Raw genomic sequence first — 25,777 nt, forward strand, 5'->3', positions numbered from 1 at the left:
CATAATATATATTACAATTCAATCCTTTTATATTTCTTAAAAACATATAAGAGACTTTCTAAATTATTCATTTTTAAAAATGTCGGAATGGTCGGTCTTACGAGGCCTATTCAAATTTTAAAGTGATGAGCCCAAGTGTATTTGTAATTAATTCATTATATTTATCTTCCCTCTATTCCAAGCAATTTAGTCAGTTTTTTCTCTCCTTGATTTGCTCATTATTTCAATTTTACAAAAGAAAATATATTTGCATTATTTTCATATAATCAAAAATTAAATTCAAAAAAACAAAATAATAAGTAATATTTTACCGCTTTTTTCACATAAAATTGCAATTTATCAATTTGACAAAAATATCTTAGCTCATTATGATTTGCTCAATTTTTAACACCTGAGCTTATTTTCTCTTCCACCACCACCCTAGTTTGTCATTTTTATGGCGTTCATTACTTTCCCAATTAATTCTACAAACTCAACAATAGAGCTCATTTTTAGTTGAACTCGTTTTGATTATTTGGCAGACATTATTTTCAAGTAGCGGAGACGACATGCAAAGTAATTCTAAGTCTGGGTCGAGGCGTAGCCTTAACTCATTAGTGTCTTTTTATTCCTCAAAAATATTGCTAATTAGCACACTGTTTATTCCATTTCACAGTATTAGTGCATCTAAATCTAATCAACAATCAATGCCAAATAGCCAAAAGCTAACGGTTGTTGCTGTAGATAATCCAAGTGCTGTTTTTAGCAATGACCAATTCCAATATGGCTTTGGATACGATCTCGTAAAAACATATGCTCAAAATCTAAATGTTGAGCTTGATTTTAAGACTGTTCCAGATAATGCCACAGCATTGAAATTAGTCGCACAAGGTAAAGTCGACTTTGCTATGACAACAGCAAAGCAAACAATGGTTGAAGAAAAGAAGTTAACCGCTTTCTCAGTGGGTTGTGGTAATTTCAATGCATTAAGTAACAATGCACTCGATACAGATTTAAATTGGGTTTTTAAAAATGCTGAGGATCCAAAAACCTCACGAGCAAGCGGTTTTATTTGTGAAAGTAAAAATAATGGACGCTTGAATCAATTATCCTCATTTTATAATCGTAACATGGTAGATGAAAATGAGTGGGATCGCGTACAAGACAACCTAACTCAACGTATGCCTATCTATAAAGCCAACTTCAAGCAGTCAGCAAAGCGCTATGACATTGATTGGCATTTATTGGCAGCGATTGGTTACCAAGAGTCTTACTTAAAACCTGACTCTGTTTCACCTACAGGTGTTCGTGGCCTCATGATGCTCACCAGTGATACTGCGCAAGCAATGGGTGTAAATAACCGAACAGACCCAGCACAAAGCATTCAAGGTGGGGCTAAATATTTTGACATGATGTTAAAAAAATATGAAAAAATCCCACAGCCTGATCGTCATTGGTTTGCCCTTGCCGCCTATAACATGGGTCCTGGTGCATTAGATAGTATTCAAAACAAAGTTAAAAAGTCAGGGAAAAACCCCAATCAATGGCTTAATGTTTTTGATTATTTAAGAAACCACCAAAGCAGTAATTCACGTTATAAACAAACTGTGACTTATGTAACACGTATTAGAGCTTATTTGGAACATATTAAAACTACACCACAGTTGCTCAATATTTAAAGCTGGTCAAATAAACATTGTACTTTATGCGTGTTTATTTAATTTTTCGTTCTTTAAAACAAAGGCCCAATACGATATTGGGCCTTTGTTGATTCATTTAATGTCACTTAGAATTTTTTAAATCTAGACTAAGATGTATGTTCTAAAATTTGTTTAAACAATGATTTTTGCTCTTGACTCGGTTTGGCTGTTTGAAGAGCCATCAATTGAGACATATCACCTTGCACTTTAATTTTACCTGTCATGAATGCTTGCATTGCAGCAGCCATATCAAACTCTAGGAATACTTTACGTAAAGTCTCGGCATCCAAGTTTAAAGTTGTTTTCGCATTTGATGAAAGACCTTTAACAATTTTGCCTCCATCTAAAGCCAATTCTGTATCACCAGATTGATCTGATACCACAATATTAATGGCCAAATTTGCAAGTGCTGGAGCTAAGTTTAAATCACCAGCTGCTGAAGTTAGTTTTTCTACAGTTGCAAACCAATCATCCGTTAAAAATGCAGGCATAGTTTTTCCTCAGTGTTATCATTTGTTTCTGTGATCATTCACACCCAAAGTAGGATGGGCTATCAAAGTATGGTCCATGTTATAGCATGAAGTTTTCCATACCAGTTAAATTTTTTTGACGAAACAGTTCACGTTTTTGCCTATTGGCGCTTTTTGTAATAAAAAAAGCATCCAGTACAGACTGAATGCTTAAAATATATATTAAATTATTCTGCCATAAAACCTAAGTTAACAACATCTAAACGTTTTTTCATTTCTTCACTATCACACTTCAAATCAAACTCTCGCTGTTCGTCAAGTGCTTCAAAGTCAAATAAATCACGATCTGCTAACTGTGATGGCGAAACATTTTGCAAGGCACCGAAAATGCTATGTAGACGTTTTGGATATTGCTTATCCCACTCACGTAACATGTCATTTAACATTGCACGTTGTAAGTTTTCTTGAGAGCCACATAAATTACATGGAATAATCGGAAACTTACGTAAGTCCGCATATTTGATAATATCTTTTTCTTCAACATAAGCTAAAGGACGAATCAAAATATTCTTTTTATCAGTTGATAATAATTTAGGAGGCATTGCCTTTAAACTACCACCATGAAATAAGTTCAAGAAAAACGTTGCCAAAATATCATCACGGTGATGACCTAAAGCCACTTTAGTTGCACCAATTTCTTGTGCAAAACCATACAATGAGCCACGGCGTAATCGTGAACAAACTGCACAATAAGTTTTGCCTTCTGGTGTTAAACGCTTAGTAATACTGTAGGTATCTTTTTCTAAGATATAATATGGAATATTATTTTCTTCCATATAACGTGGTAACACATCTTCTGGGAAGCCGGGTTGCTTTTGGTCTAAATTTACTGCAACCACATCAAAATTGATTGGTGCAATACGTTTAAACTGCAAGAGAATATCCAGCAAGGTATAACTGTCCTTACCACCAGACACACATACCATTACTTTGTCGCCATCCTCAATCATTTTAAAATCACGGATAGCATGCCCAACTTGACGACGTAATTTCTTCAATAGGCGATAATAGGCTGAACTGGTTGGTAACTCTGGCTTAAAATTAAACCCTTGTTCGGACTCAACTGGCAAATACATAGACGATGATAACCCAAAAAAAATACCGCATAATTTTAGCCGATTCGGCTGGCCCACGCACCTAATGTTTTTTTATTTTTAAAAATTCATCAAGACATCACAATGTATTGCTTTAATAAAGTTTAGATTAACTTTTCTTGCCAAGTGTTAATTATTTGTTCGAAATGATCAGAGAATGGACTTTTCCACAGTTTTCCACAAATGCTGTGGATAAAATTGTGGATTCTTGAGGGCTTGACAATCAAATCTACCGATACACTGGGGGCTTTGTTTAAATTGATCACTTTTTAACCAATTAAAATTATCATTATTTTTCATGCGGTTACATATGTCAAGGCACATGGTTGAAAAAAAAAATTATATTTTTTTTGACTACTATGCCAACAATTTAGGCTTGCAATTTTCTATGCGACTTGATAAAAACATATGCGTATATCAGCAAAGCTCGCTACATTTATAACGCCATCAGGTGTACAACAGTTGAAAACCAATTACTAAAATGAATACCTTATTAAAGATTTTTAGCTTGACTTTCTTGGGTGTTAGTTATTTTTCTACCTCAACGTCTATTCACGCAGGTCAAATGTATGTTTACCAAGACAAAGATGGTGGAACTTTATTAACCAATCGCAGGGATCAATCTTTAAGAAGTATCAAAGTAACTTATTATCCAGATAGCAACATACATAATTATAGTAATTGGGGTACAAATGAAGCTGCTGTACTACCGAGTTACAGTAAAGGCCGTAATAGTTATGATCAGATTATTCAACGCGCTGCACAAACACACCGCGTATCTGCCGGCCTAATTAAAGCAGTCATGCACACTGAATCGGGCTTTAATCCTAGCGCACGCTCCCCTGTTGGTGCTCAAGGTCTCATGCAACTTATGCCTGCAACAGCAAAACGATTTAATGTAAGTAATGCTTATGATCCAGAACAAAATATTTTAGCGGGTACTAAATATTTAAGCATCTTACTTAACCGCTTTCAGGGTAACACCCATCTTGCTTTAGCTGCCTATAATGCTGGTGAAGGAAATGTAAACAAATACGGTGGTATTCCACCATTTAAAGAAACCCGAGATTATGTACAAAGAGTAACGAGCCGCTATCAAAATCTTTATTCTCAAGATAGCTTACAATCTAATATAACAACTCAATATATTTCAGATCGATCTACAGATACAGGAAGCACTAATCAGCTCTCCAATAATAATTACTCAGCTACCCCCATTCGTGCTGTAGCTGAAGGAAGTTTTTCTAACCAGGGACGTTCGTTTTCAACTACGAATGCGACTGCCACAGCAAAAATTTCCATAAGTCATTAATTTTTTCATATTTATTCATCTTAATGCTTGAGTTTTGCTTGATTTTTGTCAAGTGCAACTCAATATAGAGACGATATGGTTTATCCTTGATAAATCACCTTTATTTATTGTTTACAAGAGGATTTAACATCATGATGCGGATTGGTTTGTTTTTGCTTACCAACCTCGCTGTACTTGTTGTAGCTGGCATTATCCTATCTTTATTAGGAGTTGGAAGTTACCGCAGCGCTGGCGGTCTCAATTTAGGTAACCTGATGGTGATCTGTTTGGTATTTGGTATGGCGGGATCGTTGATTTCGTTATTTCTATCCAAATGGATGGCGCTGAAGACCACTGGGACTGAGCTTATTGATCCAAATGCACCACGTAGTCAGGCTGAAGTTTGGTTACTGCAAGAGGTTGCCCAACTTTCGCAAAGAGCTGGAATTAAAATGCCTGATGTAGGTATTTTCCCCTCTTACCAATCCAATGCCTTTGCAACAGGTTGGAATAAAAATGATGCGCTTGTATCCGTATCTAGTGGTTTATTAGAAAATATGAACCAAGATGAATTGCGTGCAGTACTTGCGCATGAAATTGGCCACGTTGCAAATGGCGATATGGTGACATTGTCATTAATTCAAGGTGTAGTGAACGCCTTCGTTATGTTCTTTGCACGTGTTGTTGGCGATTTCATTGACCGTAATGTGTTTGGCCGTGAAGATGGTGAAGCACCTGGACTTGCATTCTTTGCAATAACTATCGTACTTGATATTGTCTTTGGTATTTTAGCGTCAGCAATTGTTATGTGGTTCTCTCGTTATCGTGAGTTCCGTGCAGATGAAGCTGGTGCACGACTTGCTGGTAAAGATGCAATGATCAGTGCCTTACTTCGCCTACAAGCTGAATCAGAATTACCTGATCAAATGCCAAAAGAAATGAAAGCATTTGCTATTACAGAAGGCAAATCTGAAGGATTTAGCTTAGCAGCACTATTTCAAACTCATCCAACGATTGAACAACGTGTTGCTGCACTACAACAGCTTAACCTACATTAATTATATTCCCTAAATTTACATTTTCGCCCCAGTACATACTGGGGCGATTTTTTTAATTGTATTTTCTAACACTAAATAGGCAAAAACTGTGCTGCTATAAATAAGTAAACTAATACTCCTGTTGCATCACAAATAGAGGTGACCAAAGGTGCTGAAGCACTGGCTGGATCAAGTCCCATGCGATTTAATATAAATGGCAAACTCATACCGATCAAACAACCAATCAATACAATACCAAGCATACTTAAGGCTAATACCAGCGATACCATTTCATCTCCACGGAAATAACCCAACAGAGACACCGCAATGGCCATAGTACCCCCCAAACATAAGGCAACCAAAAGTTCACGACCAAGCAAATAAAACCAATCTTTAAACTGCACATCCCCAGTTGCCAATGCTCGAACCATTAATGTTGCTGATTGAGAACCTGCATTACCTCCACTTCCTACTAAGAGTGGTAAAAAGAAAACAAGTACAATATGTGCGGCAATAATATCCTCAAAATGAGCAATACCTATACCTGATAACAGACTGCCAAAAACGAGGAATACCAACCAAAATACACGCTTACGGTATAACAGCATAATGGGTGCAGATTTTAAACTAAATTTAGAGTCTGCATGTACAGCCCCTGATTTTAAAAAATCTTCTGTTGCTTCTTCACTGGCAACATCCATCGCATCATCATAAGTGACAATCCCTACCATTTCCCCACTTTCTGTAACGATGGGCAATGCCAGTAGATCATAACGGGCAATATTTTTAACGACTTTAACTTGATCATCTGTGACTTTTGCAGAAATAACGTCCTTAGTCATTATGTTTTCAATGCGTTGTTCTTCTTGCGCCAAAATTAACTCACGTAATGACACCACGCCAATTAATCTTCGAGTATCGTCTACGACATAGGACAAATAAATTGTTTCTGTATCAGGAGCTTCTAACCGAATTGCTCTGAATGCTTCTGCGACTGTCATTTCTGGTTTTAAGGTCGCATATTCGGAACTCATGATTGCCCCAGCAGTTCCCTCTGTATAAGCTGCCAGTTGTCGAATATCTTCACGTTCCGCCTGTGCTAAAGCTGGTAATAGCGCATTTTGATGTTGCTCATCCAAATGTTTATATAAATCTACACGTTTGTCTGAAGGCATTTCCCCAATAATTTCAGCCAAAGTAGATCGTGGTAAAGCATTTGCAAAACTAATCTGTTGTTCTGCTGTCAGATATGAAAATACATAAGCACGCTCTGGCAATGCCAGCAATAAGGTTAGACTATTATTCATTGGTAATTGTGCTAGCACATCAGCTAAGTCTGCCGCTTGAAAAGTTGCTACAGCTTCCAGTGCACGTTGCATATAACCATTTTGAATAGAGTCGTTCAATAAAAAAATAAAATTGTTATAACGCATAACACCTCCCTTATTGTTGACTCAATTGAACTCACAGCTTAGAACAAGGCACATTAAAGCCTTTAAAAAGAGATCTGTTCGAACAGCCGAAGTATTTTATTTTTTAACCGGTTCATTACTATTGTCTCATGATCTGATGCGATATTTAAATAACTAAAGTTATCGTAACTACCTTAAACCCTAAATTCATTCAGAAATTTAGGGTTAATCACCAAAAGTCATATTCAGTTTGGCAGTTTAGTTTTAAATAATGACCGAATAAGGACATACATAAAAGGAATAAAGATCAAAACTAGAACCGTAGCAAAAATTACCCCACCTAATACACTCACACCAATCTCTTGACGACTTGCAGAACCTGCACCTGTAGCAAAAACCAGAGGTACAACTCCTGCCCCAAAAGCAAGCGATGTCATAAGAATTGGGCGTAAACGTAATTGTGCCCCCTCTCTTGCGGCAGCTATAATCGTAGCTCCTTTCTCTTGAGCTAATGCAGCGAACTCCACAATTAAAATCGCATTTTTACAAGACAAACCAATGGTTGTGAGTAATGCAATTTGAAAATAAATATCGTTAGGAAACCCTGATACATAACTAAAGATTATATTGCCACCAATTCCCAATGGAATTGCAGCCATCACGGCGCTTGGAATACTCCAACTTTCATATAATGCTGCCAAGCAAAGAAATATAAATCCAATTGAAACCAAATACAGCCAAATAGCTTGACTACTCGACTTTTGTTCCTGATAGGATAAACCACTCCAAGCTACGCCTATACCTGGAGATTTCTGAACCATCTTCGCCACATCTTGCATAGCCTGACCCGTACTATAATTTGCAGCGGAGTTCGCTTCCATTTGAATCGCACTATACCCTTGGAAACGATTAACGACATCGGGGCCACCAGCCCAATTAATTGTGGCAAAATTACTGTAGGGGATCATTTGATTATTTTCATTACGTACTGACCAACGATATAAATCTTCAGGTTTACTTCGATATTCAGCATCACCTTGCATAATAACGCGCTTAACCTTTCCTCGATCGATAAAGTCATTAATATACGTTCCAGCCCAAGCAGCGGATAATGTGCTATTAATGGCTGTTTGATTCAGATTATTTGCAGCCACCAAGTTTTGATCAATTTGGATATTAAGTTTTGATTTATCTGGATTAGAACGTTTATCAAACTTATTAAATGATTGAAAATTTAATGCTTCCCCTTGTAGCTCGGTAAACTGTTTTTCTAAAAACTGACGTCCCTGCCCATTAATATCTTGTAGCCAAAACTCCAATGCATCTGAGTCACCTAGACCACTCACAGAAGACGGTAAACTCACAGTGATACGTGCATTAGGATTATTCTTAAAAAATTGATCAGCACGATCACGAATGGCTTGGGCTGTTTGATCTTTTGCCTGACGTTGATTCCAATTTTTTAAAGCAATAAAACCCGTTCCTAAATTTTGTCCTGTAGAGCTAAAATTTCGACCATAACGAATCATAGCCAACTCTACGTTTTGTTTCTCATTTTGTAAAAAATAACGGCGAATTTCTTCGCCAACTTCAATCCCTTTACTAATTGGGGCACCATCAACCAAGCGGAACTGCACGCTAATCATGCCTTGGTCTTCACTCGGAATAAAGCTCGTTGGTAACTGATGATAAATTAAGGCAAATACTGATAATAACCCAACAAAACATACCAATATGGTACGACGCAAGTGAATTGTTTTATCAACAAGTTTTAAATAAATATGCTTCAATTTTTCGAGTTGTTGATTGAAATAATTTGCCCATTTCGCAGGTTTAACATTTGGTTTTAAAATAATGGCACATAAAGCAGGTGTTAAAATCAAAGCGGCAAGTAAAGATAATGCCATCGCTGCAACTAATGTGACTGAGAACTGACGATAGATTACGCCTGTAGAACCTGTGAAAAACGCCATGGGAATAAACACAGCAGTTAAAACCAATGTAATCCCAATCAACGCCCCACCTAAATCTTGCATAGATTCAATTGAAGCTTGTTTAGCTGTTAATTTCTTTTCATGCATCAAACGCTCAACATTCTCTACAACGACAATAGCATCATCAACCAATAGGCCAATTGCCAATACCATTGCAAACAAAGTCAATGTATTAATGCTCATACCTAAAGCATAAAGAATGGCAAAGGTGCCCATGATTACAACGGGTACTGTAAGTGCGGGAATAAGTGTTGCACGCCAGCTTTGTAAAAAAATAAACATAACAACGATAACCAGCAATATGGCCTCGAATAATGTTTCCACCACCCCTTTTATTGATTCTTGCACAAAAGGTGTATTATCCCGTGGATAGACTATTTTATATCCTGCTGGTAATTGGGAAGATATATTCTTAATTACTTCTTTAATACGTGCAGATGTAGCTAAAGCATTTGCACCTGATGATAATGAAATCGCTAATCCTGCTGATGGATGACCATTAATCGTGTTAAAACTTTGATAATTTTCCGCACCAAGTTCAATGCGTGCCACATCTTTTAAATATACAATTCGACCGTCTGGGTGAGACTTCACAATGATCTTTTCAAATTCTGGTACAGTTTTAAGTTTCGAACCTGCTGTAACTTTTGCATTTAAATATTGCTGATCAACAGTTGGTAAATCCCCAATCCCTCCCGCAGCAACTTGTGTATTTTGTGCTTCAACTGCAGCACGAATATCACTGGGTATTAAGTTATATTGTTTAAGTGCATCAGCATTTAGCCAAATCCTCATCGCATATTGCGAACCGAAAACATCTACCTCTCCCACTCCCTCTATACGAGATAATTCAGCTTCAATATGTGTGCTCAGATAATCTGATAGTTCTATATTACTTACTTGACCACTTTCATCATATAAACCTAATACCATAAAGGTATCGCCTAAAGATTTATAAACATTCACTCCCTGACGTTTAACGTCATCAGGCAATCTGTTAATTGCACTATTAATACTATTTTGTACTTGGACTTGTGCAGTATCAGGGTTAGTTCCAGTATCGAAACTCATGCTAATTCGACTACGACCAGAAGAGTCACTACTCGAATTAAAATATAAAAGATGATCAATTCCTTTAATTTGTTGTTCTAATACTTGCGTAACACTCTGCTCAACAGTTTCAGCATCAGCCCCAGTATAGCTCGCAGATACAGTAATACGAGGAGGTGCAATATCAGGATAGCGCTCAACCGATAGATTAAATAATGCAAACAAACCTAAAGCAAGCACTATGATTGCTAACACACCTGCAAAAATAGGTCTATGAATAAAAAACTTAGAGAGCATTGGGAATTCTTTAAAATAAATTGTTATCAAGGACGAGTGGATTAGACTATCTTAGCAAGATTACTTTATGATGCTGTTAAATATATGGAGAAGTTCAGGTTTTTTTGTATAAAACCTGCTATCAACACAAACCATAAACGTTATAAATTACGATATAAAATATGAATGTGAAAATGTAATATTCACAAAGTAAGACATTATTCACAAACATAAGTTAAGTATTATTTGATTAAAAAGTTAGCGAATAATGAAAATGTTAAAAAAGACTCTACTAATAGCAGGTATATTCACAATGACTGGATGTAATGAACAAGACAATAACACCACACCATTAAGTGAAACGATCATTATTGCGCATCGTGGTGCAAGCGCTTTACGCCCAGAGCATACTTTAGCTGCTTATCAAAAAGCGATAGATGATGGTGCTGATTTTATAGAGCCTGATTTAGTTTCAACTAAAGATGGTGTATTAATTGCCAGACATGAAAATGAGATTAGCACAACCACCAATATTGCCACTTTGCCACAATTCGCTCAGCGTAAAACGAATAAAGTCATTGATAATGAAAACATGACAGGTTGGTTTACTGAAGACTTTAGTTTTGCTGAAATTAACCAATTAAAAGCAAGAGAGCGCATTCCTGATATTCGGCCAGAAAATGTCAAATACAATGACCAAGAAGATATTCCTAGCTTAGAACAAATCATCGAACTCGCAGAAAAGCATTATAAAAAAACAGGTAGAATTATCGGGCTATATATTGAAACCAAGCATCCAAGTTATTTTCAAAATATTAATTTAAACCTTGAAGATCCCCTATTAAAAACACTAGCCAAATACCAATATACCCGTGAAATCGCCCCTATCTATTTACAATCATTTGAGGTGAATAATCTCAAATACATGAAAGATCAGCTAAAGCTCCATAAATCGCTGAAAAATGCCTATATTATCCAGCTCTACGCAGAGAAACAAAGTCAACCTATGGATTATATTTTGTCTGGTGACAAGACAACTTATGCCGATATGGCAACTAAAGTCGGACTAAAAAATGTTGCCAGATATGCTGATGGAGTTGGTCCTAGCAAAGATTATATTGTGGAATACAAACCAAATGCGACCATCACTCGATTTGTCTATAATGCACATATTGCAGGTCTTAAAGTACATCCCTATACCTTTCGTCCAGAAAATAATTTTCTAGCAAAACAATTTCAATGCCGTGGTGACTTAAAACAGCGTTGCAAAACAGGTCTAAAACAAGAACTTGAATTATTCTTCAAAGCCGGCGTAGATGGTGTTTTTATTGATGATCCCTTCATTGGCCGTGAAGCATTAAACGAATATGATCCAGCAAAAACCAAGCTCAAGTAATATATCACCACGAATTCAAACGGCTATTCTCTAAGTGGTTACACATATAAAACAAATGCTCCAATACATTGGAGCATTTTACTCATTATGCAATATACATTGACTATCACTTTGCTGTAAATTAATAGCATCTTAAGTTTACTATGCTATCTACTCATATTAATTTAGCCCTCTTATTTTGAACACTATGAATGAAGATCCGATTTACAATAAAGGCGCTAGCCCTAAAAAAGGCTTGAAGCGTATCGTCTATGCAGCAGGCTACTCAATTTCAGGTTTTAAAGCTGCAATTCAACATGAAGCTGCTTTTAGGCAAATTCTATGTTTAAACCTCATCCTCATTCCCATCACCTTTTTTCTTGATGTATCAGCAGTTGAGCAAGCATTAATGATTGTAGTGTGTTTATTAGCTATTATCGTTGAGCTCTTTAACTCTGCAATTGAAGCAGTGGTCGATAGAGTATCTTTGGAGCGTCATCAACTCTCAAAAAATGCAAAGGATATGGGAAGTGCTGCTCAATTTGTTGCTATGACCATTATTGCTGCAACATGGTTAATTATTTTAGTCCGTTAGATTTACGCTATTTCCCCCTAGCTTCCTCTCATTTTCAAAAATAATCTCTACACAAGGTTGTTGTTCATACCTTCAACCTTGTGCTTTTTCTAGGTATTCTCAAATAACCTAATCTAAGACAATACAAATATCCAATAACACTTCAATTCGGCTGTTGACTGCCCATTCTTGTATTTTCAGTTTGCTCTAACAACCATTCTATAAACAGACGAATTTCCTCCCGTTGCTGAGTCTTTGCATGAGTCACAATATAATAAGCAAAACGTGCAGGCCAAGGTATATCTAATACTTGCACTAAACGCCCAGCTTTAATTTCGGTTTGTGCATATTCAAGAGGCACCAAAGCTAAACCCTGTCCAGCCTCGGCAGCGCGAATTAATAAGAAATCATCTTCAAAACATGACCCACGCTGTAGCTGTAAATTTGGTTCTACACCATGTGCAGACAACCATAAAGACCAATCACTACGATCAATATCATGTAACAATGGGAAGTTTAGACAATCTTCTACACAATTCAGTCTTTTCCCTGTTGCGAATAACTGTGGGCTTGCAACAGGAACCAAAACGGGTGTCATAAGAAGAATACTCTTTAAATGAGCATAATGACCAAGCCCATGGCGAATTGCAATATCAACACGGTCACGCCCCAGGTCGACCAATTGTGATGTTGCCTCAACGCGAATTTCAATCTCAGGATATCGTTGATTAAATGCTCCCAATCTAGGGACTAACCAAGATGCTGCAAAAGTAGCCATCGTAATAATCGTAATAATCGTAATAATCGTAATAATCGTAATAATTAGACAGCGTTGTTTGTTGGCAAACCAGTTATCGTGTTGATAGACAACTCGCGATACATTTAATTATACAACGGTATATTATGGCCTCAAGATATCATAGTGCATTCGCTTGCTCAGTATAATGCTTAGGATGCTTTTATAGATTCTTACTAAAGAAAATCACATCCATATTTAAAAAATTAGAAGCAAAGGTTTTAACAAATCCCAACTTATTCAAAAGGTTATGAGCAGGCTCATTTTGTTCTTCAGAAAAGGCTATTACTTTTTTAAATTCTCTACTTTTCATATCTTCCAGCAATCTTGTAGCAGCCTCAATAACATACCCTTGTCCCCGTTCGCTTTTAATTAATCTAAAACCCAATTCTGCTTCATCCACTCCATCTAAGGTACATATTTCAAAACCACAATAACCAATAATCTTATTGTTATTTTTCAAGATAATCGCTAATTTTCCAAACCCGTATCTTTCATAATGTCCTACAATTTCATAAAAACGATTCGTTGCATCTTCAACATTTAATGTTCCGTTGGGTGAAAAAGCCATAAAGTCTTTATCTTGGAATAGGCAGATGGCCTCATTTAGGTTTTCTTGAGCAAATGGTTTTAATAATAAGTTTTTCGTTTCAAATACAGTCATTTTTCAAATTACCTAAAATTAAAGCGCTCATGTGTATCACAAATACTGTTAATAATACTCAAGCCAATGGTCAGCATAAAGTGCAAATAAAAAGGCCACATTAAAAAATGTGGCCCTTTTTACAGTCGAAACAAAACGAGTAAGACTGTAGTAAATATCAAGTTAATTTAAATATAGTTTATATATTTTAACTACTTAAATATTCAATGGTTGGCTTACATCATGCCGCCCATACCACCCATACCACCCATATCAGGCATTGCTGGTTTTTCTTCTGGAATATCAGTGATCATACATTCAGTTGTCAACATTAAACCTGCAACAGATGCTGCGTGTTCAAGTGCAGAACGTGTTACTTTCGCTGGATCAAGAATACCCATTTCAAGCATATCGCCATATACGCCAGTTGCTGCGTTATAACCGTAGTTACCTTGACCTTGTTTAACAGCATTAATTACAACTGAAGGCTCATCACCTGCGTTTGCAACGATTTGACGAAGTGGAGCTTCAATCGCACGACGAAGAATATTTACCCCAGCTGTTTGATCATCATTTGCACCTGTTAGGCCGTCAATTGATTGTACAGCACGTACAAGAGCAACACCGCCACCAGCAACAACACCTTCTTCAACTGCTGCACGAGTTGCATGAAGTGCATCGTCAACACGATCTTTCTTCTCTTTCATTTCAACTTCAGTTGCAGCACCAATTTTGATAACAGCAACACCGCCAGCAAGTTTAGCAACACGTTCTTGAAGTTTTTCTTTGTCGTATTCAGAAGTTGATTCTTCAATTTGAGCACGGATTTGTTGAACACGCTCAGCGATCTGATTTGCATCACCAGCACCATCAACAATCACTGTATTTTCTTTAGATACAGTTACTTTATGCGCAGTACCAAGATCTTGCAAAGTTGCTTGCTCTAAAGACATACCAATTTCTTCAGAGATTACAGTTGCACCTGTTAAGATTGCGATATCTTGCAACATTGCTTTACGGCGGTCACCAAAACCAGGTGCTTTAACAGCACATACTTTAATAATACCGCGCATGTTGTTAACAACAAGTGTAGCCAAAGCTTCACCTTCAACATCTTCAGCAATAATTAATAATGGTTTGCCTGTTTTAGCCACAGCTTCAAGCGTAGTGATTAATTCACGGATATTACCAATTTTCTTGTCAACCAATAAAATGAACGGGTTTTCAAGTTCAGCAGTTAATGTATCTTGTTTGTTTGCGAAATATGGTGAAATATAACCACGATCAAACTGCATACCTTCAACAACGTCTAGTGCATCTTCGAAGCCAGAACCTTCTTCTACAGTGATTACACCTTCTTTACCCACTTTTTCCATTGCTTGAGCAATCAATTTACCTACAGTCTCATCAGAGTTTGCAGAAATTGATCCAACTTGCTCAATTGCTTTAGTATCAGATGCAGGTTTTGCAGTAGCTTTAATGCTTTCAACAACTGCTTTAACAGCAAGGTCGATACCGCGCTTAAGATCCATTGGGTTCATACCTGCAGTTACAGATTTGATCCCTTCATTTAGGATTGCTTGAGCCAATACAGTTGCAGTTGTTGTACCATCACCAGCGATGTCATTGGTTTTAGAAGAAACTTCACGTACCAATTGTGCGCCCATGTTTTCGAATTTGTCTGCAAGAGAAATTTCTTTTGCAACAGTTACGCCGTCTTTAGTAATGTGCGGAGCACCAAAAGAACGATCAATAACAACGTTACGGCCTTTAGGACCTAAAGTTACTTTTACTGCATCTGCAAGAACGTTTACGCCTGCAATCATTTTAGAACGTGCAGAATCACCAAATTTTACGTCTTTAGCTGACATGCTTTACTCCGAATATCTTAATTTTGATGTACTTAAATTTTTTTGAGAAGCTAGATTATTAAAATCTATTAACCTTCGAGTACAGCGAGGATGTCTGATTCTTTCATAATAAGTAATTCTTCAGCATTTACTTTTACTGTAGTACCAGCGTAAGTACCAAATAACACTTTGTCACCAACTTTAACGTCAAGCGCACGTACGCCTTGTTCAGTAATTTGACCATTCCCCACAGCGATCACTTCACCTTGAGCTGGTTTTTCAGCAGCTGAACCAGGCAATAAAATACCACCAGCAGTTTTAGTTTCTTCTTCAACACGACGGATAACTACGCGATCATGTAGTGGACGAATATTGCTCATAAATAACTCCATCAGACTTAGTCTATTTAGTGCTTTAATAATGGCTTCTTTTATCCAATGACCATTATCAAAATATTTTCATGACACAGTTGTGGGGGTTGAAAAGACAGCTTCAAGGGCTAATCAATTTTTTTTTGCATCTTTTGCACTTTTTTTACACACTTATTCTATTTGTATGAAAATCCATGTCTTAACCAATCGATGTCCGTAATATAAATTCCTGCTCTTGATCAGAAAAGTCATAATGCTCAACGGTAGCGTCTGGATAAATAACGTTAAAAGAATTAGTTAATTGTTTATAAAGACGATTTGAACAACCTGTACCAGCATGAACCTCATATACTCCATGCGTTAAGCCTAATTGGTAGTGCTGATTAAAATCATAAACTGCACTTAAATGGAAATGGCCATGTAATAAAACCTTAAGGCCATGATGTCCCCACTGCTTTATGGCTTGCTCAGCCAAAGCTGGGCAATCCGAACGATGGTGATGCTCATGTTCTGCTGTGTAAAATGGTTGATGACTAACCAAAGTCAATAGTTTATTCGCAGGTGCTTGTTGCAATTGCACTTCAACCTGCCCTATTTGTTGCTTTGAAATCACAGCCTTCGTATGAAAATAAGGCCGTACGGTATTCACGCCGACTAAATAGTAATGCTCTGTTTCTAGTTGTTGCTCTAAGTCACCAAAAAATAATTCATAATAATGAAATGGACGAAAGGCACGATTAAGCAAATGATAGAGTGGAATATCATGATTTCCAGGCACCACAAAATATGGAATACCCAATAATTGCAGAAACTGCTTACACTGATAAAACTCATGAAAACGTGCACGCTGAGTTAAATCGCCACTGATTACAATTACTTCAGGTTGATACTGCTGACAAAAGCGTTGTATAGCATCCAAACATTCTTGACGCTGAGTACCAAAATGTAAGTCAGATAAATGAAGCAGCATAGACCACCGTAGTTTACGAGCGTTTTTCAACACCACAGTTAAAAAGAAGAGTAGTAATACTTAACAGCGCGTATCACTAAAATAATATGTGAATTATTACATTATCATTTTAACAGGACTGATAATGCCGCTTACTTATACAGAAAAAAATCATAGTTATACAATTATTCTATCCAGACATTACGTTTTTTAACATGCAAGCAGGCCAGATCATAACTTTGCTACATTCGAATCATTTACCCATCAATAATGATATATATAAGCCAAGGGATTTTTACAACTTTCGTATACCCTATCTATATAATTTTTTGTGTCACAGTAGAATGAATGTATCCTATTATTTTTATTTAAGTAAATTTAACAAACAAAGGAGCGACATTCAGCATTAAGAATTAAACAAAGTTATCATAAAAATAAATAGTAAACATTTACCATAACATATAAACATTAGGTGGATTACTCTACAGGACGTTTATTAAACAAAATTAGGGTGTTTATTCGTCGTCAAGCCTTATTTTTTTTTAATATATATGCTTTAATAACGCCACTTTTTTTTCATACTTGAATCTAAACTTACTACCCTAAGTTTATGATTGTTATTTGTGCATAAACTGCACACCTTTAAGATAGGCCTCACCATGACTCAAGTGAACGCACCAGCATTCGTTCGTCATCCCAAACTCATTGCATGGGTTGAAGAAATTGCAAAATTAACGAAACCAGCAAAAATTGAATGGTGTGACGGTAGCCCAGAAGAATATCAACGTCTTATTGACTTGATGATCGCTAACGGCACCATGCAAGCACTCAATCAAGAAAAACACCCTGGTTCTTACTTAGCAAATTCTGACCCATCTGACGTTGCCCGCGTTGAAGGTCGTACTTTCATCTGTTCAGAACACAAAGAAGATGCCGGTGCAACCAATAACTGGGAAGCTCCAGCAGAAATGCGTGCTCGCCTCAACGGTTTATTTGATGGCGCAATGAAAGGTCGTACAATGTACGTTGTTCCTTTCTCTATGGGCCCACTCGGCAGCCACATTGCACAAATCGGTATCGAAATTACTGACTCACCTTACGTTGCAGTTAGCATGGCTAAAATGGCACGTATGGGCAAAGCTGTTTATGACGTATTAGGTACTGATGGCGAATTCGTTCCTTGCGTACACACCGTTGGCGCTCCGCTTGAACAAGGTGCTAAAGATGTTGCTTGGCCTTGCAACGCTGAAAAATACATCGTTCACTATCCAGAGACTCGTGAAATCTGGTCATTCGGTTCTGGTTACGGCGGTAATGCATTGTTAGGTAAAAAATGCTTAGCATTACGTATCGCATCTTCAATGGGTCGTGCACAAGGCTGGTTAGCAGAGCACATGCTCATTTTAGGTGTAACTAATCCTCAAGGTGAGAAGCACTATATTGCTGCAGCATTCCCTTCTGCATGTGGTAAAACAAACTTTGCAATGCTCATCCCACCAGCAGCTTATGCTGATGCAGGTTGGAAAATCGAAACTGTAGGTGACGATATTGCATGGATCAAACCAGGTGAAGATGGTCGTTTATACGCAATCAACCCTGAAGCTGGCTTCTTTGGTGTTGCTCCTGGTACAAACACAAAAACTAACCCGAACTGTATGGCGACTTTAGCTAAAGATGTAATCTTTACAAACGTTGCAGTAACAGACAATGGCGAAGTTTGGTGGGAAGGTCTTACAAAAGAAGCTCCTGCAAACCTAACAAACTGGAAAGGTCAGCCTCATACTGGTGCTGAAAAAGCAGCGCATCCTAATGCTCGCTTTACAGTAGCTGCTGGTCAATGCCCTTCTATTGATGCTGACTGGGAAAATCCAGCTGGTGTACCAATCTCTGCATTCATCTTTGGTGGTCGTCGCGCAGATACAGTACCTTTAGTATCAGAAGCATTTGACTGGGTAGATGGTGTTTATAAAGCAGCAACTATGGGTTCTGAAACAACTGCTGCTGCAGTTGGTCAACAAGGTATTGTACGCCGTGACCCATTCGCAATGCTTCCATTTACTGGCTACAACATGGCTGACTACTTTGACCATTGGTTACAAATGGGTGAAAAAGTAGGTGCTAAAGCTGAAGCAGCTGGCAACAAACTACCAAAAATCTTTAATGTAAACTGGTTCCGTCGTGATGCTGAAGGCAACTTCGTATGGCCTGGTTTTGGTCAAAACATGCGTGTTCTTGAGTGGATTATTGATCGTTGTGAAGGCCGCGCTAGCGCAGTTGAAACACCAATCGGTCTTGTTCCAACTTATGAACAACTCAATTGGACTGGCTTAGATTTTAGCAAAGAACAATTTGACACTGTAACTCGTCAAGACAAAGCACAGTGGATCAAAGAAATTGAAAGCCACACTGAGCTATTTAATAAGCTTGGTGAGCGCTTACCTGCAGCACTTAAAGCACGCCAAGCAGAATTACTTGCAGCAGTTCAAAACGCAGAATAATCTATTTGAACTCATGTAAGTCATTTAAAAGACCGCTTCGGCGGTCTTTTTTTACTCAATATACTCAGCAGTAAGCTAGTTTTGCTCTGTTTCACTACTCAAGCTTGCCAAATAATGATCCAAACGCGCAATTTCTACAGGACCAAATTGCAAGCCTAGTTTAGTCCGTCGCCATAGAATATCTTCGCTGTTTTTTGCCCATTCATAGGCAACCAAATAATCAACTTCTGCCGCATATAAATCAGGTGCCAGCATAGCACCCAACTCTATACTATTACTCGCACCATGTAGAATCTGCCAAATACGCGTACCGTAAGACAACGCCCAACGTTTGGCTAATTGAGGTGAAATTTGCGGTAATTGTTGACAAATTTGATAGACAAGATCTTCAACACCATTCCACTGTTCTGCACCTGGCAAGACTTGATGCTCAGTCCAACTAGGGCCCATTTGAGGGAAGAACTCCCCTAATTGAGTCAGTACTTGTTCCGATAATTTACGATAAGTCGTTAATTTACCGCCAAATACAGAAAATAAAGGTAATTGCCTGTCCTGATCAATTGATAATGTAATTTTATAATCACGTGTAATTGTTGAAGGCTGAAGGTGTGCATCATCAGCCAATGCACGAAGACCCGAAAAACTATGAATGACTTGATCAGCCTCATGTTGCTTTCTAAAATACCTATTACTTACATCAAGTAAGTAAAGTGTCTCATCTTTATGAATCTCAACATGATCAGGGTCAGCAAAATATTCTCGGTCAGTAGTACCAATGAGGGTATATTTATTCAGATAAGGAATAGCAAAAATTACACGTTGGTCAATATTTTGAAAAATAAAAGCATGATTTTCTGTGTATATTTGAGGCAATATGATATGACTTCCCTGAACCAACCGTAACGAATATGGGCTATTCTCCTTAATTTGGTCTTCAATGACTTTTGCCACCCACGGCCCAGCAGCATTGATTAACGCCTTACATTTAACTTCAACAATCTGTTTTTTATTATTTTCCAAACGTACCAACCAGTACCCTGCTTTGCGCTCCGCTGCAATACATTTTGTTGCTGTGAGGATATCTGCACCATTTTCTCGTGCTTGAACTGCATTCAATATCACCAATCGTGCATCATCTACACAACAATCCGCATATTCAAAACCTTGTACAATTTCAGCTTTCAGTGGATTAGTTTTAGGATCAAAACGAATAAACCTCGATTTAGCTAACGTCTTTCTTCTTGATAAATAATCATAACAAAATAAACCAATCCTAATCAGCCAAGCTGGTCTCAAATGCGGTTGGTGTGGTAAAACAAAGCGCATAGGATGCACAAGATGAGGCGCTTTCATGAGTAAAACCTCTCTCTCAGCTAAACTCTCATGAACCAGCCGAAATGCCCCCTGCTCTAAGTACCGTAACCCACCATGAATTAACTTACTACTGGATGAGGAAGTGTGTTGAGCCAAATCATCTTTTTCACACAATAAGACCCGCAGACCACGCCCAGAGGCATCAGTTGCAATCCCAACACCATTAATTCCACCACCAATTACAACAACATCATATTTTTCTACAACCCCATGTTCTTCAAGCATATCTTCATCGCTTCTTATCTAATTCATTTTACATTTTTTATTTTAAGACGCAGTGAAATGACATCATCCCACTTTAGTCACTTAAGCCCTTCATGATATTAATCATAAAAGCGAATAAAACTCAAACAAACAATCCAAGTGAAACGCTATCATTTTGTCTTGATTGCCCACAGAATAATCCCACTTTTTTAAGTGCTTAACATCGTTTATTTACGATTGCTATGGCATACTTTAACCAGCACTTTACAGGAACTTTCAATAATGAAAAATTTGGGTTTATTAAGCTTGAGCTTTATCACACTTGCGCTCGCAGCCTGCCAATCTGTACCACAACAATATAATGGTGCCACAGGTTATCAAGTCGAAACAAAGAACGCCGATAGTGCAATTTTAGCTTATACATTAGCAGGACGCGCAGACCGTAAACTTGATGAAAACAAGCTACAACGTGCTTGTCAAAAGGTACTTGCTAGCAATAAGACTTATAAACTACAAGTATTAAGTATTAATGAAATCCCAAACCCTGCTGTAAACTCTAAAAATGCACAAAGTATCCAACTTGGACACTCAAGAACATCGTTTAGCCTTTCTGAGACACCAAGTCTGAATAATGGGGAAAATTATGCGACACGCCAAGCACTTGACACACGTCCAAGTACATTACGTGTAGTACGCTATAGTTGTTCTTAAATATTACGACATACCGCGAATTGACCGATCAACTATCGGTCAATTTTTTACAGAGGACTTACGACTGTATTTTTTGTTGCGTAAAAACTAACATTTCTAAACTCTTGAGACTCATCCAGATCAGGCCAAGTTGTTGCACTTCGCTCATCTATTTTACAGTATTGAGGATGACTAAAATTTTTGACACGACTGTCTGCCACCCAGACATGTGGTGAAAACTTTAAAAACTCATCTAAGAAAAAGCGGTTTTCAAGATCATAAAGTACATCCGCCGCCAACAGCACATCGACTTGTTCTGCCTGATATAAATCTTCTAAGTATTCTAAATCCACTTGATTCAAGCGTGCATTTTCACGACAAGCCTGCAAACTTATTGGGTCAATATCACAACAAATCACGCGTTTTGCACCTGCAAGTTTCGCAGCAATCGCAACTACGCCCGATCCAGACCCAAAATCTAATACAACCTTATCTTTAACATGAATAGGTTCAGACAAAATCCATTGAGCCATAGCCAGTCCCGATGCCCAGCAAAAAATCCAGTACGGCGTATCCTGCCAAATTCGACAAACAACCTCATCATCTAGCCTCTCGGTAGGTAAAACAGGGGGAATTAACCACAACCGTATAGGTGTATCGGGTAACAGTTGTGCTTGTAATTCACAGCCTGGAATAATGGCTTGTAATGCATCAGATAAATGCTGAGGTACTGAACTTGATAAATCAGACATAAAATAATCCGTTTAGGCAAATAAACAACAAGCGTTTAAATCACTTTAAACGCTTGTAATTTTCAGTTTATTACAGTTAAAACGCAATTATGCCAAAGCTTTTTCAGCAGCTTCCACAGTTTGACGAATTAATGTTGTAATGGTCATAGGACCTACACCACCAGGTACAGGTGTATATGCCGATGCAATATCTTCAATTCCTTGTAATTGAATATCACCCACTCCACCACCATCACGTGGATGGAAGCCAGCATCAACAACTACAGCACCAGCCTTAATCCAATCTTTTTGAATAAGCTCTGCTTTACCAACTGCACCAACAATAATATCTGCCTGTTTCACTAAGTCAGCTAAATTCTGTGTACGAGAATGACAAATTGTCACTGTTGCATTGGCTTGCAACAACATCATTGCCATTGGTTTACCCAAAATAGCAGAGCGACCAACAACAACAGCATGTTTACCAGCAATATCAATATTATTTTCTTGTAATATTGTCATAATTCCTGCAGGAGTCGCAGAACCATAAGCCGCTTCACCCATCGCCATACGACCAAAACCTAAACAAGTCACCCCATCTACATCTTTATCTAATGCAATCGCATCGAAACAAGCACGTTCATCAATTTGAGCAGGAACAGGATGTTGAAGCAAAATACCGTGTACATCAGGGTTTGCATTAAGCTTTTCAATTTCAGCAAGCAATTCCGCAGTTGTCGTTGTTGCTGGTAATTCTACTTTTAATGAATCCATGCCCACACGTCGACAAGCATTACCTTTCATACGAACATAAGTTGCAGAAGCACCATCATCACCAACAAGGATGGTCGCTAAAATTGGGGTACGACCAGATTTGGTTTTTAAAACTTCAACTCGTTGTAATAAGTCAGCTTCAATTTTTTTCGCTAATGCACGACCATCTAAAAGCAACGCCACGGGACATCTCCAGCATAGATACCAAGTAATTTTGCAAATCATACATGATAATTACCGCTTTTTTTATTTAGATGTTGCTTTTCTGTCCATCTTCACTGAATTATCTATTGTTTTTTTTTCAAAGGTTGCTAATATGTGCATCACCAAGAGATGGCGGGGTGGCAGAGTGGTCATGCAGCGGACTGCAACTCCGTGTACGCCGGTTCGATTCCGACCTCCGCCTCCAATCTTGGTTTAACGCCCGGGTGGTGAAATAGGTAGACACAGGGGATTTAAAATCCCCCGCCCACAAAGCGTGCCGGTTCGAGTCCGGCCCCGGGCACCATTTTAATACTATTAAAATGGTGCACTAAAAGACCCAGCTTAGGCTGGTTTTTTTATGTCTAAAATTTGCTTTTGTAAAGCTTTGGCATCCCTGCCACTCATCAAATTTAAAATCTGATTACACTTAACCTATCTCATCCGTGTATAGGCAATTTATTTAAACTTTGAGTTCTTCTAATGTAGGTGTAAGACTCAGTTTTGCTGCTTGTTTTAAATCTACTTGATATTGCTTATTTTTGATGCTATCCACATATATCCATTGATTCTCTAGACTTTGCTGTGTAATACGCATCAACATATAACCACGTAAACTTAAATTACAATATTTTAAATCATCTACCAAAATACTAAATGCCTGCTGTAGTGCTTGAATACTCTCCCCCTGTAAAGCAAGATAACTCTCAATCCCTGGAGAAGAAACAGAACTTACAGCCAGCTCCACTGCAACTTCTTCTTGCTGCTGTGTTTTAATACGAGCAGACCAAGCATTATGCGTGTCACCTGCAAGTATTACTGCTTTTTTACTTAAAGATTTGAGACTCTGTAATACGCGCTCTCTTTCCGCTTCGTAGCCATCCCACGCATCTAAATTATATGGTGCTACCACGCTTACACGTGCTTTCTCAGCCTCAGTTAATGTTGGATCACCTTTTAATAGTCGAACTTTAATCTCAACCAAAGCCTGTACTTGTGCAAAGATTGCATTCAAATCAGATGGCTGTGCACTACCAGACATAACTTTTTCCAAAGAAATCAGCAATTCGACTGGTACCCACATTCTAGCCATTAATACTTGCTGAGCAATGACTTGCCATGTAGCTTTAGATGCGGCTAATCGCCCTTTTAACCAATCATATTGGGTCTCCCCAATCATCTTACGTGTCGGACGAGTTAAATCTTTCTGAAAGCGCATAAAATCAATTCCCTGCGCTGTAAAATAATCCTTATATTCAAGCTGCTGATCTCGATCCAAAATTCGCGTATCTAGCATTAACAAATTGACTAAATTTCCAAATTCAAATTGGCGGTAGATATTAAAATGAGAATTGTTAGTGCCTGGTCGAATTGGCATCCATTCAAAATAGGCTTGTAAAGCAGCTAATTTACGTGCAAGAAAATCCCCTTCATCCTCTTGATGATTTTCAGCACCTTCACGCCAAGCATCATTTGCTAATTCATGATCATCCCAAATCACTATAAATGGATGACGCTGATGAGCTTGTTGTAAATCTAAATCGGTTCGATACAACGCATAACGTTTACGATAATCATCTAATCGAATAATTTCTTTATTATTATCAGCTGGTAATACTCGGCCTAGTTTCACAGCATCTTCAGTTGCATAACCGTCAGCACCATATTCATAAATATAGTCTCCTAAATGGATCACTGCATCCACGTCTTGCTGTGCAATTTCTCTATAAACATAGAAATAGCCTGCTGGATAATTTGAACAAGAACATACTGCAAATTTTACTTCATTACATTCCTTTGCAAGTGTTTTCGTCATTCCCACTACGGAAGTTTGATCACCATAGCGAAAACGATAGAAATATCGCTGACCAGCCTGCAAATGATCTGCATCCACCTTGACACAAAAATCCTGTGCTTGATTCGTACGCACACGTCCACTATTTACAAGCTGCTTAAACTGTTGATCAAGTGAAACTTCCCAGACCACCTCCAGCTGCGCAGTCCGATCATCTGTAGTCAATCTAGTCCAAAGAATAACCCGATCCTGAAGCGGATCTCCGCTAGCTACTCCATGTTTAAATTGAGCGTTAATGGTTGAAGATTCATCATCGCTTCCACAGGCCGTTAATCCTACAGGTACTGACAACAAACCAAAGCTCGCGATTGTTTTTTGAATGAGCTCACGACGTGATAATTTTACAGACATCTAATTCGCCTAATGTGATTAAATTTTCAACCTATAATTTAGAATTCTATTATTAAACCCACATATCAAATTGATGAAACTATGATGAAAATAAATACAAAAATTAATTCATGCACAATATATAGCAATAAAATCCATTTTCTTTGTCTTTTTTGATTGAAAAGAGAGCAAACCAACA

The 25,777-nt window shown here is 37.8% G+C and carries 20 protein-coding genes and 2 tRNA genes; 9 read left to right on the forward strand and 13 right to left on the reverse strand.

Annotated elements, in window-relative coordinates; genetic code table 11:
* Positions 1-548: 548 nt before the first annotated feature.
* Positions 549-1,658, forward strand: a complete 1,110-nt coding sequence (locus tag RFH42_RS00965; RefSeq protein WP_308973653.1) for a transglycosylase SLT domain-containing protein — start codon at positions 549-551, stop codon at positions 1,656-1,658.
* A 128-nt stretch (positions 1,659-1,786) separates the two neighbouring features.
* Here RFH42_RS00965 and RFH42_RS00970 read toward each other — a convergent pair whose 3' ends face one another.
* The gene (locus RFH42_RS00970; protein ID WP_308973654.1) at positions 1,787-2,170 is read right to left on the reverse strand and encodes an SCP2 sterol-binding domain-containing protein; all 384 of its coding nucleotides are present in this window, start codon (positions 2,168-2,170) and stop codon (positions 1,787-1,789) included.
* Between the two features lie 206 nt (positions 2,171-2,376).
* Complete coding sequence (gene ttcA, locus RFH42_RS00975; protein ID WP_308973655.1) at positions 2,377-3,285, reverse strand: tRNA 2-thiocytidine(32) synthetase TtcA; 909 nt, start codon at positions 3,283-3,285, stop codon at positions 2,377-2,379.
* A gap of 499 nt (positions 3,286-3,784) precedes the next feature.
* On the opposite strand from ttcA, the gene RFH42_RS00980 reads away from it, so the two are divergent.
* Together RFH42_RS00980 and htpX are read left to right on the forward strand one after the other, a co-directional pair.
* Positions 3,785-4,615: a lytic transglycosylase domain-containing protein gene (locus tag RFH42_RS00980; protein ID WP_308973656.1), complete on the forward strand. Its 831-nt coding sequence runs from the start codon at positions 3,785-3,787 to the stop codon at positions 4,613-4,615.
* Between the two features lie 131 nt (positions 4,616-4,746).
* Positions 4,747-5,652, forward strand: coding sequence for a protease HtpX (gene htpX / locus RFH42_RS00985; protein ID WP_308973657.1), 906 nt, complete (start codon positions 4,747-4,749; stop codon positions 5,650-5,652).
* Positions 5,653-5,723: 71 nt separating this feature from the next.
* On the opposite strand, the gene mgtE is transcribed toward htpX, so the two are convergent.
* Entirely contained in the window at positions 5,724-7,064 is a 1,341-nt protein-coding gene (gene mgtE / locus RFH42_RS00990) for a magnesium transporter (RefSeq protein ID WP_308973658.1), read from the reverse strand.
* Between the two features lie 224 nt (positions 7,065-7,288).
* Positions 7,289-10,384 carry a multidrug efflux RND transporter permease subunit gene (locus RFH42_RS00995; RefSeq protein ID WP_308973659.1) on the reverse strand — a complete coding sequence of 1,032 codons (3,096 nt, stop codon included), beginning with the start codon at positions 10,382-10,384 and terminating at the stop codon, positions 7,289-7,291.
* 253 nt (positions 10,385-10,637) lie between these two features.
* On the opposite strand from RFH42_RS00995, the gene RFH42_RS01000 reads away from it, so the two are divergent.
* A complete protein-coding gene (locus RFH42_RS01000; RefSeq protein WP_308973836.1) occupies positions 10,638-11,759 on the forward strand; it encodes a glycerophosphodiester phosphodiesterase in 1,122 nt (373 codons plus the stop codon).
* Between the two features lie 187 nt (positions 11,760-11,946).
* Positions 11,947-12,333, forward strand: coding sequence for a diacylglycerol kinase (locus tag RFH42_RS01005; RefSeq protein ID WP_308973660.1), 387 nt, complete (start codon positions 11,947-11,949; stop codon positions 12,331-12,333).
* Between the two features lie 142 nt (positions 12,334-12,475).
* On the opposite strand, the gene RFH42_RS01010 is transcribed toward RFH42_RS01005, so the two are convergent.
* From RFH42_RS01010 to RFH42_RS01030, 5 genes are all read right to left on the reverse strand, one after another.
* Positions 12,476-13,135 (reverse strand): LysR substrate-binding domain-containing protein, encoded by a 660-nt coding sequence (locus RFH42_RS01010; protein ID WP_308973837.1) that lies wholly within the window; start codon positions 13,133-13,135, stop codon positions 12,476-12,478.
* Between the two features lie 136 nt (positions 13,136-13,271).
* Complete coding sequence (locus RFH42_RS01015) at positions 13,272-13,772, reverse strand: GNAT family N-acetyltransferase (protein WP_308973661.1); 501 nt, start codon at positions 13,770-13,772, stop codon at positions 13,272-13,274.
* Positions 13,773-13,987: 215 nt separating this feature from the next.
* Positions 13,988-15,622 carry a chaperonin GroEL gene (groL, locus tag RFH42_RS01020; RefSeq protein WP_308973662.1) on the reverse strand — a complete coding sequence of 545 codons (1,635 nt, stop codon included), beginning with the start codon at positions 15,620-15,622 and terminating at the stop codon, positions 13,988-13,990.
* Between the two features lie 68 nt (positions 15,623-15,690).
* Positions 15,691-15,981 carry a co-chaperone GroES gene (locus RFH42_RS01025; RefSeq protein ID WP_016655344.1) on the reverse strand — a complete coding sequence of 97 codons (291 nt, stop codon included), beginning with the start codon at positions 15,979-15,981 and terminating at the stop codon, positions 15,691-15,693.
* A gap of 190 nt (positions 15,982-16,171) precedes the next feature.
* A complete protein-coding gene (locus tag RFH42_RS01030; RefSeq protein ID WP_308973664.1) occupies positions 16,172-16,942 on the reverse strand; it encodes a metallophosphoesterase family protein in 771 nt (256 codons plus the stop codon).
* A gap of 638 nt (positions 16,943-17,580) precedes the next feature.
* On the opposite strand from RFH42_RS01030, the gene RFH42_RS01035 reads away from it, so the two are divergent.
* Positions 17,581-19,419 carry a phosphoenolpyruvate carboxykinase (GTP) gene (locus RFH42_RS01035; RefSeq protein WP_308973665.1) on the forward strand — a complete coding sequence of 613 codons (1,839 nt, stop codon included), beginning with the start codon at positions 17,581-17,583 and terminating at the stop codon, positions 19,417-19,419.
* A 75-nt stretch (positions 19,420-19,494) separates the two neighbouring features.
* On the opposite strand, the gene glpD is transcribed toward RFH42_RS01035, so the two are convergent.
* Positions 19,495-21,018 (reverse strand): glycerol-3-phosphate dehydrogenase, encoded by a 1,524-nt coding sequence (gene glpD, locus RFH42_RS01040; RefSeq protein WP_308973666.1) that lies wholly within the window; start codon positions 21,016-21,018, stop codon positions 19,495-19,497.
* 261 nt (positions 21,019-21,279) lie between these two features.
* Between glpD and RFH42_RS01045 the strand changes: the two genes are divergently transcribed.
* Positions 21,280-21,708, forward strand: coding sequence for a hypothetical protein (locus tag RFH42_RS01045; RefSeq protein WP_374990721.1), 429 nt, complete (start codon positions 21,280-21,282; stop codon positions 21,706-21,708).
* Between the two features lie 47 nt (positions 21,709-21,755).
* On the opposite strand, the gene RFH42_RS01050 is transcribed toward RFH42_RS01045, so the two are convergent.
* Both RFH42_RS01050 and folD read right to left on the reverse strand, forming a co-directional pair.
* Positions 21,756-22,439, reverse strand: a complete 684-nt coding sequence (locus RFH42_RS01050; protein ID WP_308973667.1) for a class I SAM-dependent methyltransferase — start codon at positions 22,437-22,439, stop codon at positions 21,756-21,758.
* Positions 22,440-22,526: 87 nt separating this feature from the next.
* Positions 22,527-23,375, reverse strand: a complete 849-nt coding sequence (gene folD / locus RFH42_RS01055) for a bifunctional methylenetetrahydrofolate dehydrogenase/methenyltetrahydrofolate cyclohydrolase FolD (protein WP_308973668.1) — start codon at positions 23,373-23,375, stop codon at positions 22,527-22,529.
* Between the two features lie 152 nt (positions 23,376-23,527).
* Between folD and RFH42_RS01060 the strand changes: the two genes are divergently transcribed.
* Both RFH42_RS01060 and RFH42_RS01065 read left to right on the forward strand, forming a co-directional pair.
* A tRNA-Cys gene (locus RFH42_RS01060) sits at positions 23,528-23,601 on the forward strand.
* A gap of 13 nt (positions 23,602-23,614) precedes the next feature.
* Positions 23,615-23,700, forward strand: a tRNA-Leu gene (locus tag RFH42_RS01065).
* Positions 23,701-23,856: 156 nt separating this feature from the next.
* On the opposite strand, the gene RFH42_RS01070 is transcribed toward RFH42_RS01065, so the two are convergent.
* The gene (locus tag RFH42_RS01070; RefSeq protein ID WP_308973669.1) at positions 23,857-25,599 is read right to left on the reverse strand and encodes an alkaline phosphatase D family protein; all 1,743 of its coding nucleotides are present in this window, start codon (positions 25,597-25,599) and stop codon (positions 23,857-23,859) included.
* Between the last annotated feature and the right edge of the window lie 178 nt (positions 25,600-25,777).

This window comes from Acinetobacter rudis, assembly GCF_031157835.1.
In the GTDB taxonomy this organism is placed as follows: Bacteria; Pseudomonadota; Gammaproteobacteria; order Pseudomonadales; family Moraxellaceae; genus Acinetobacter; species Acinetobacter rudis_A.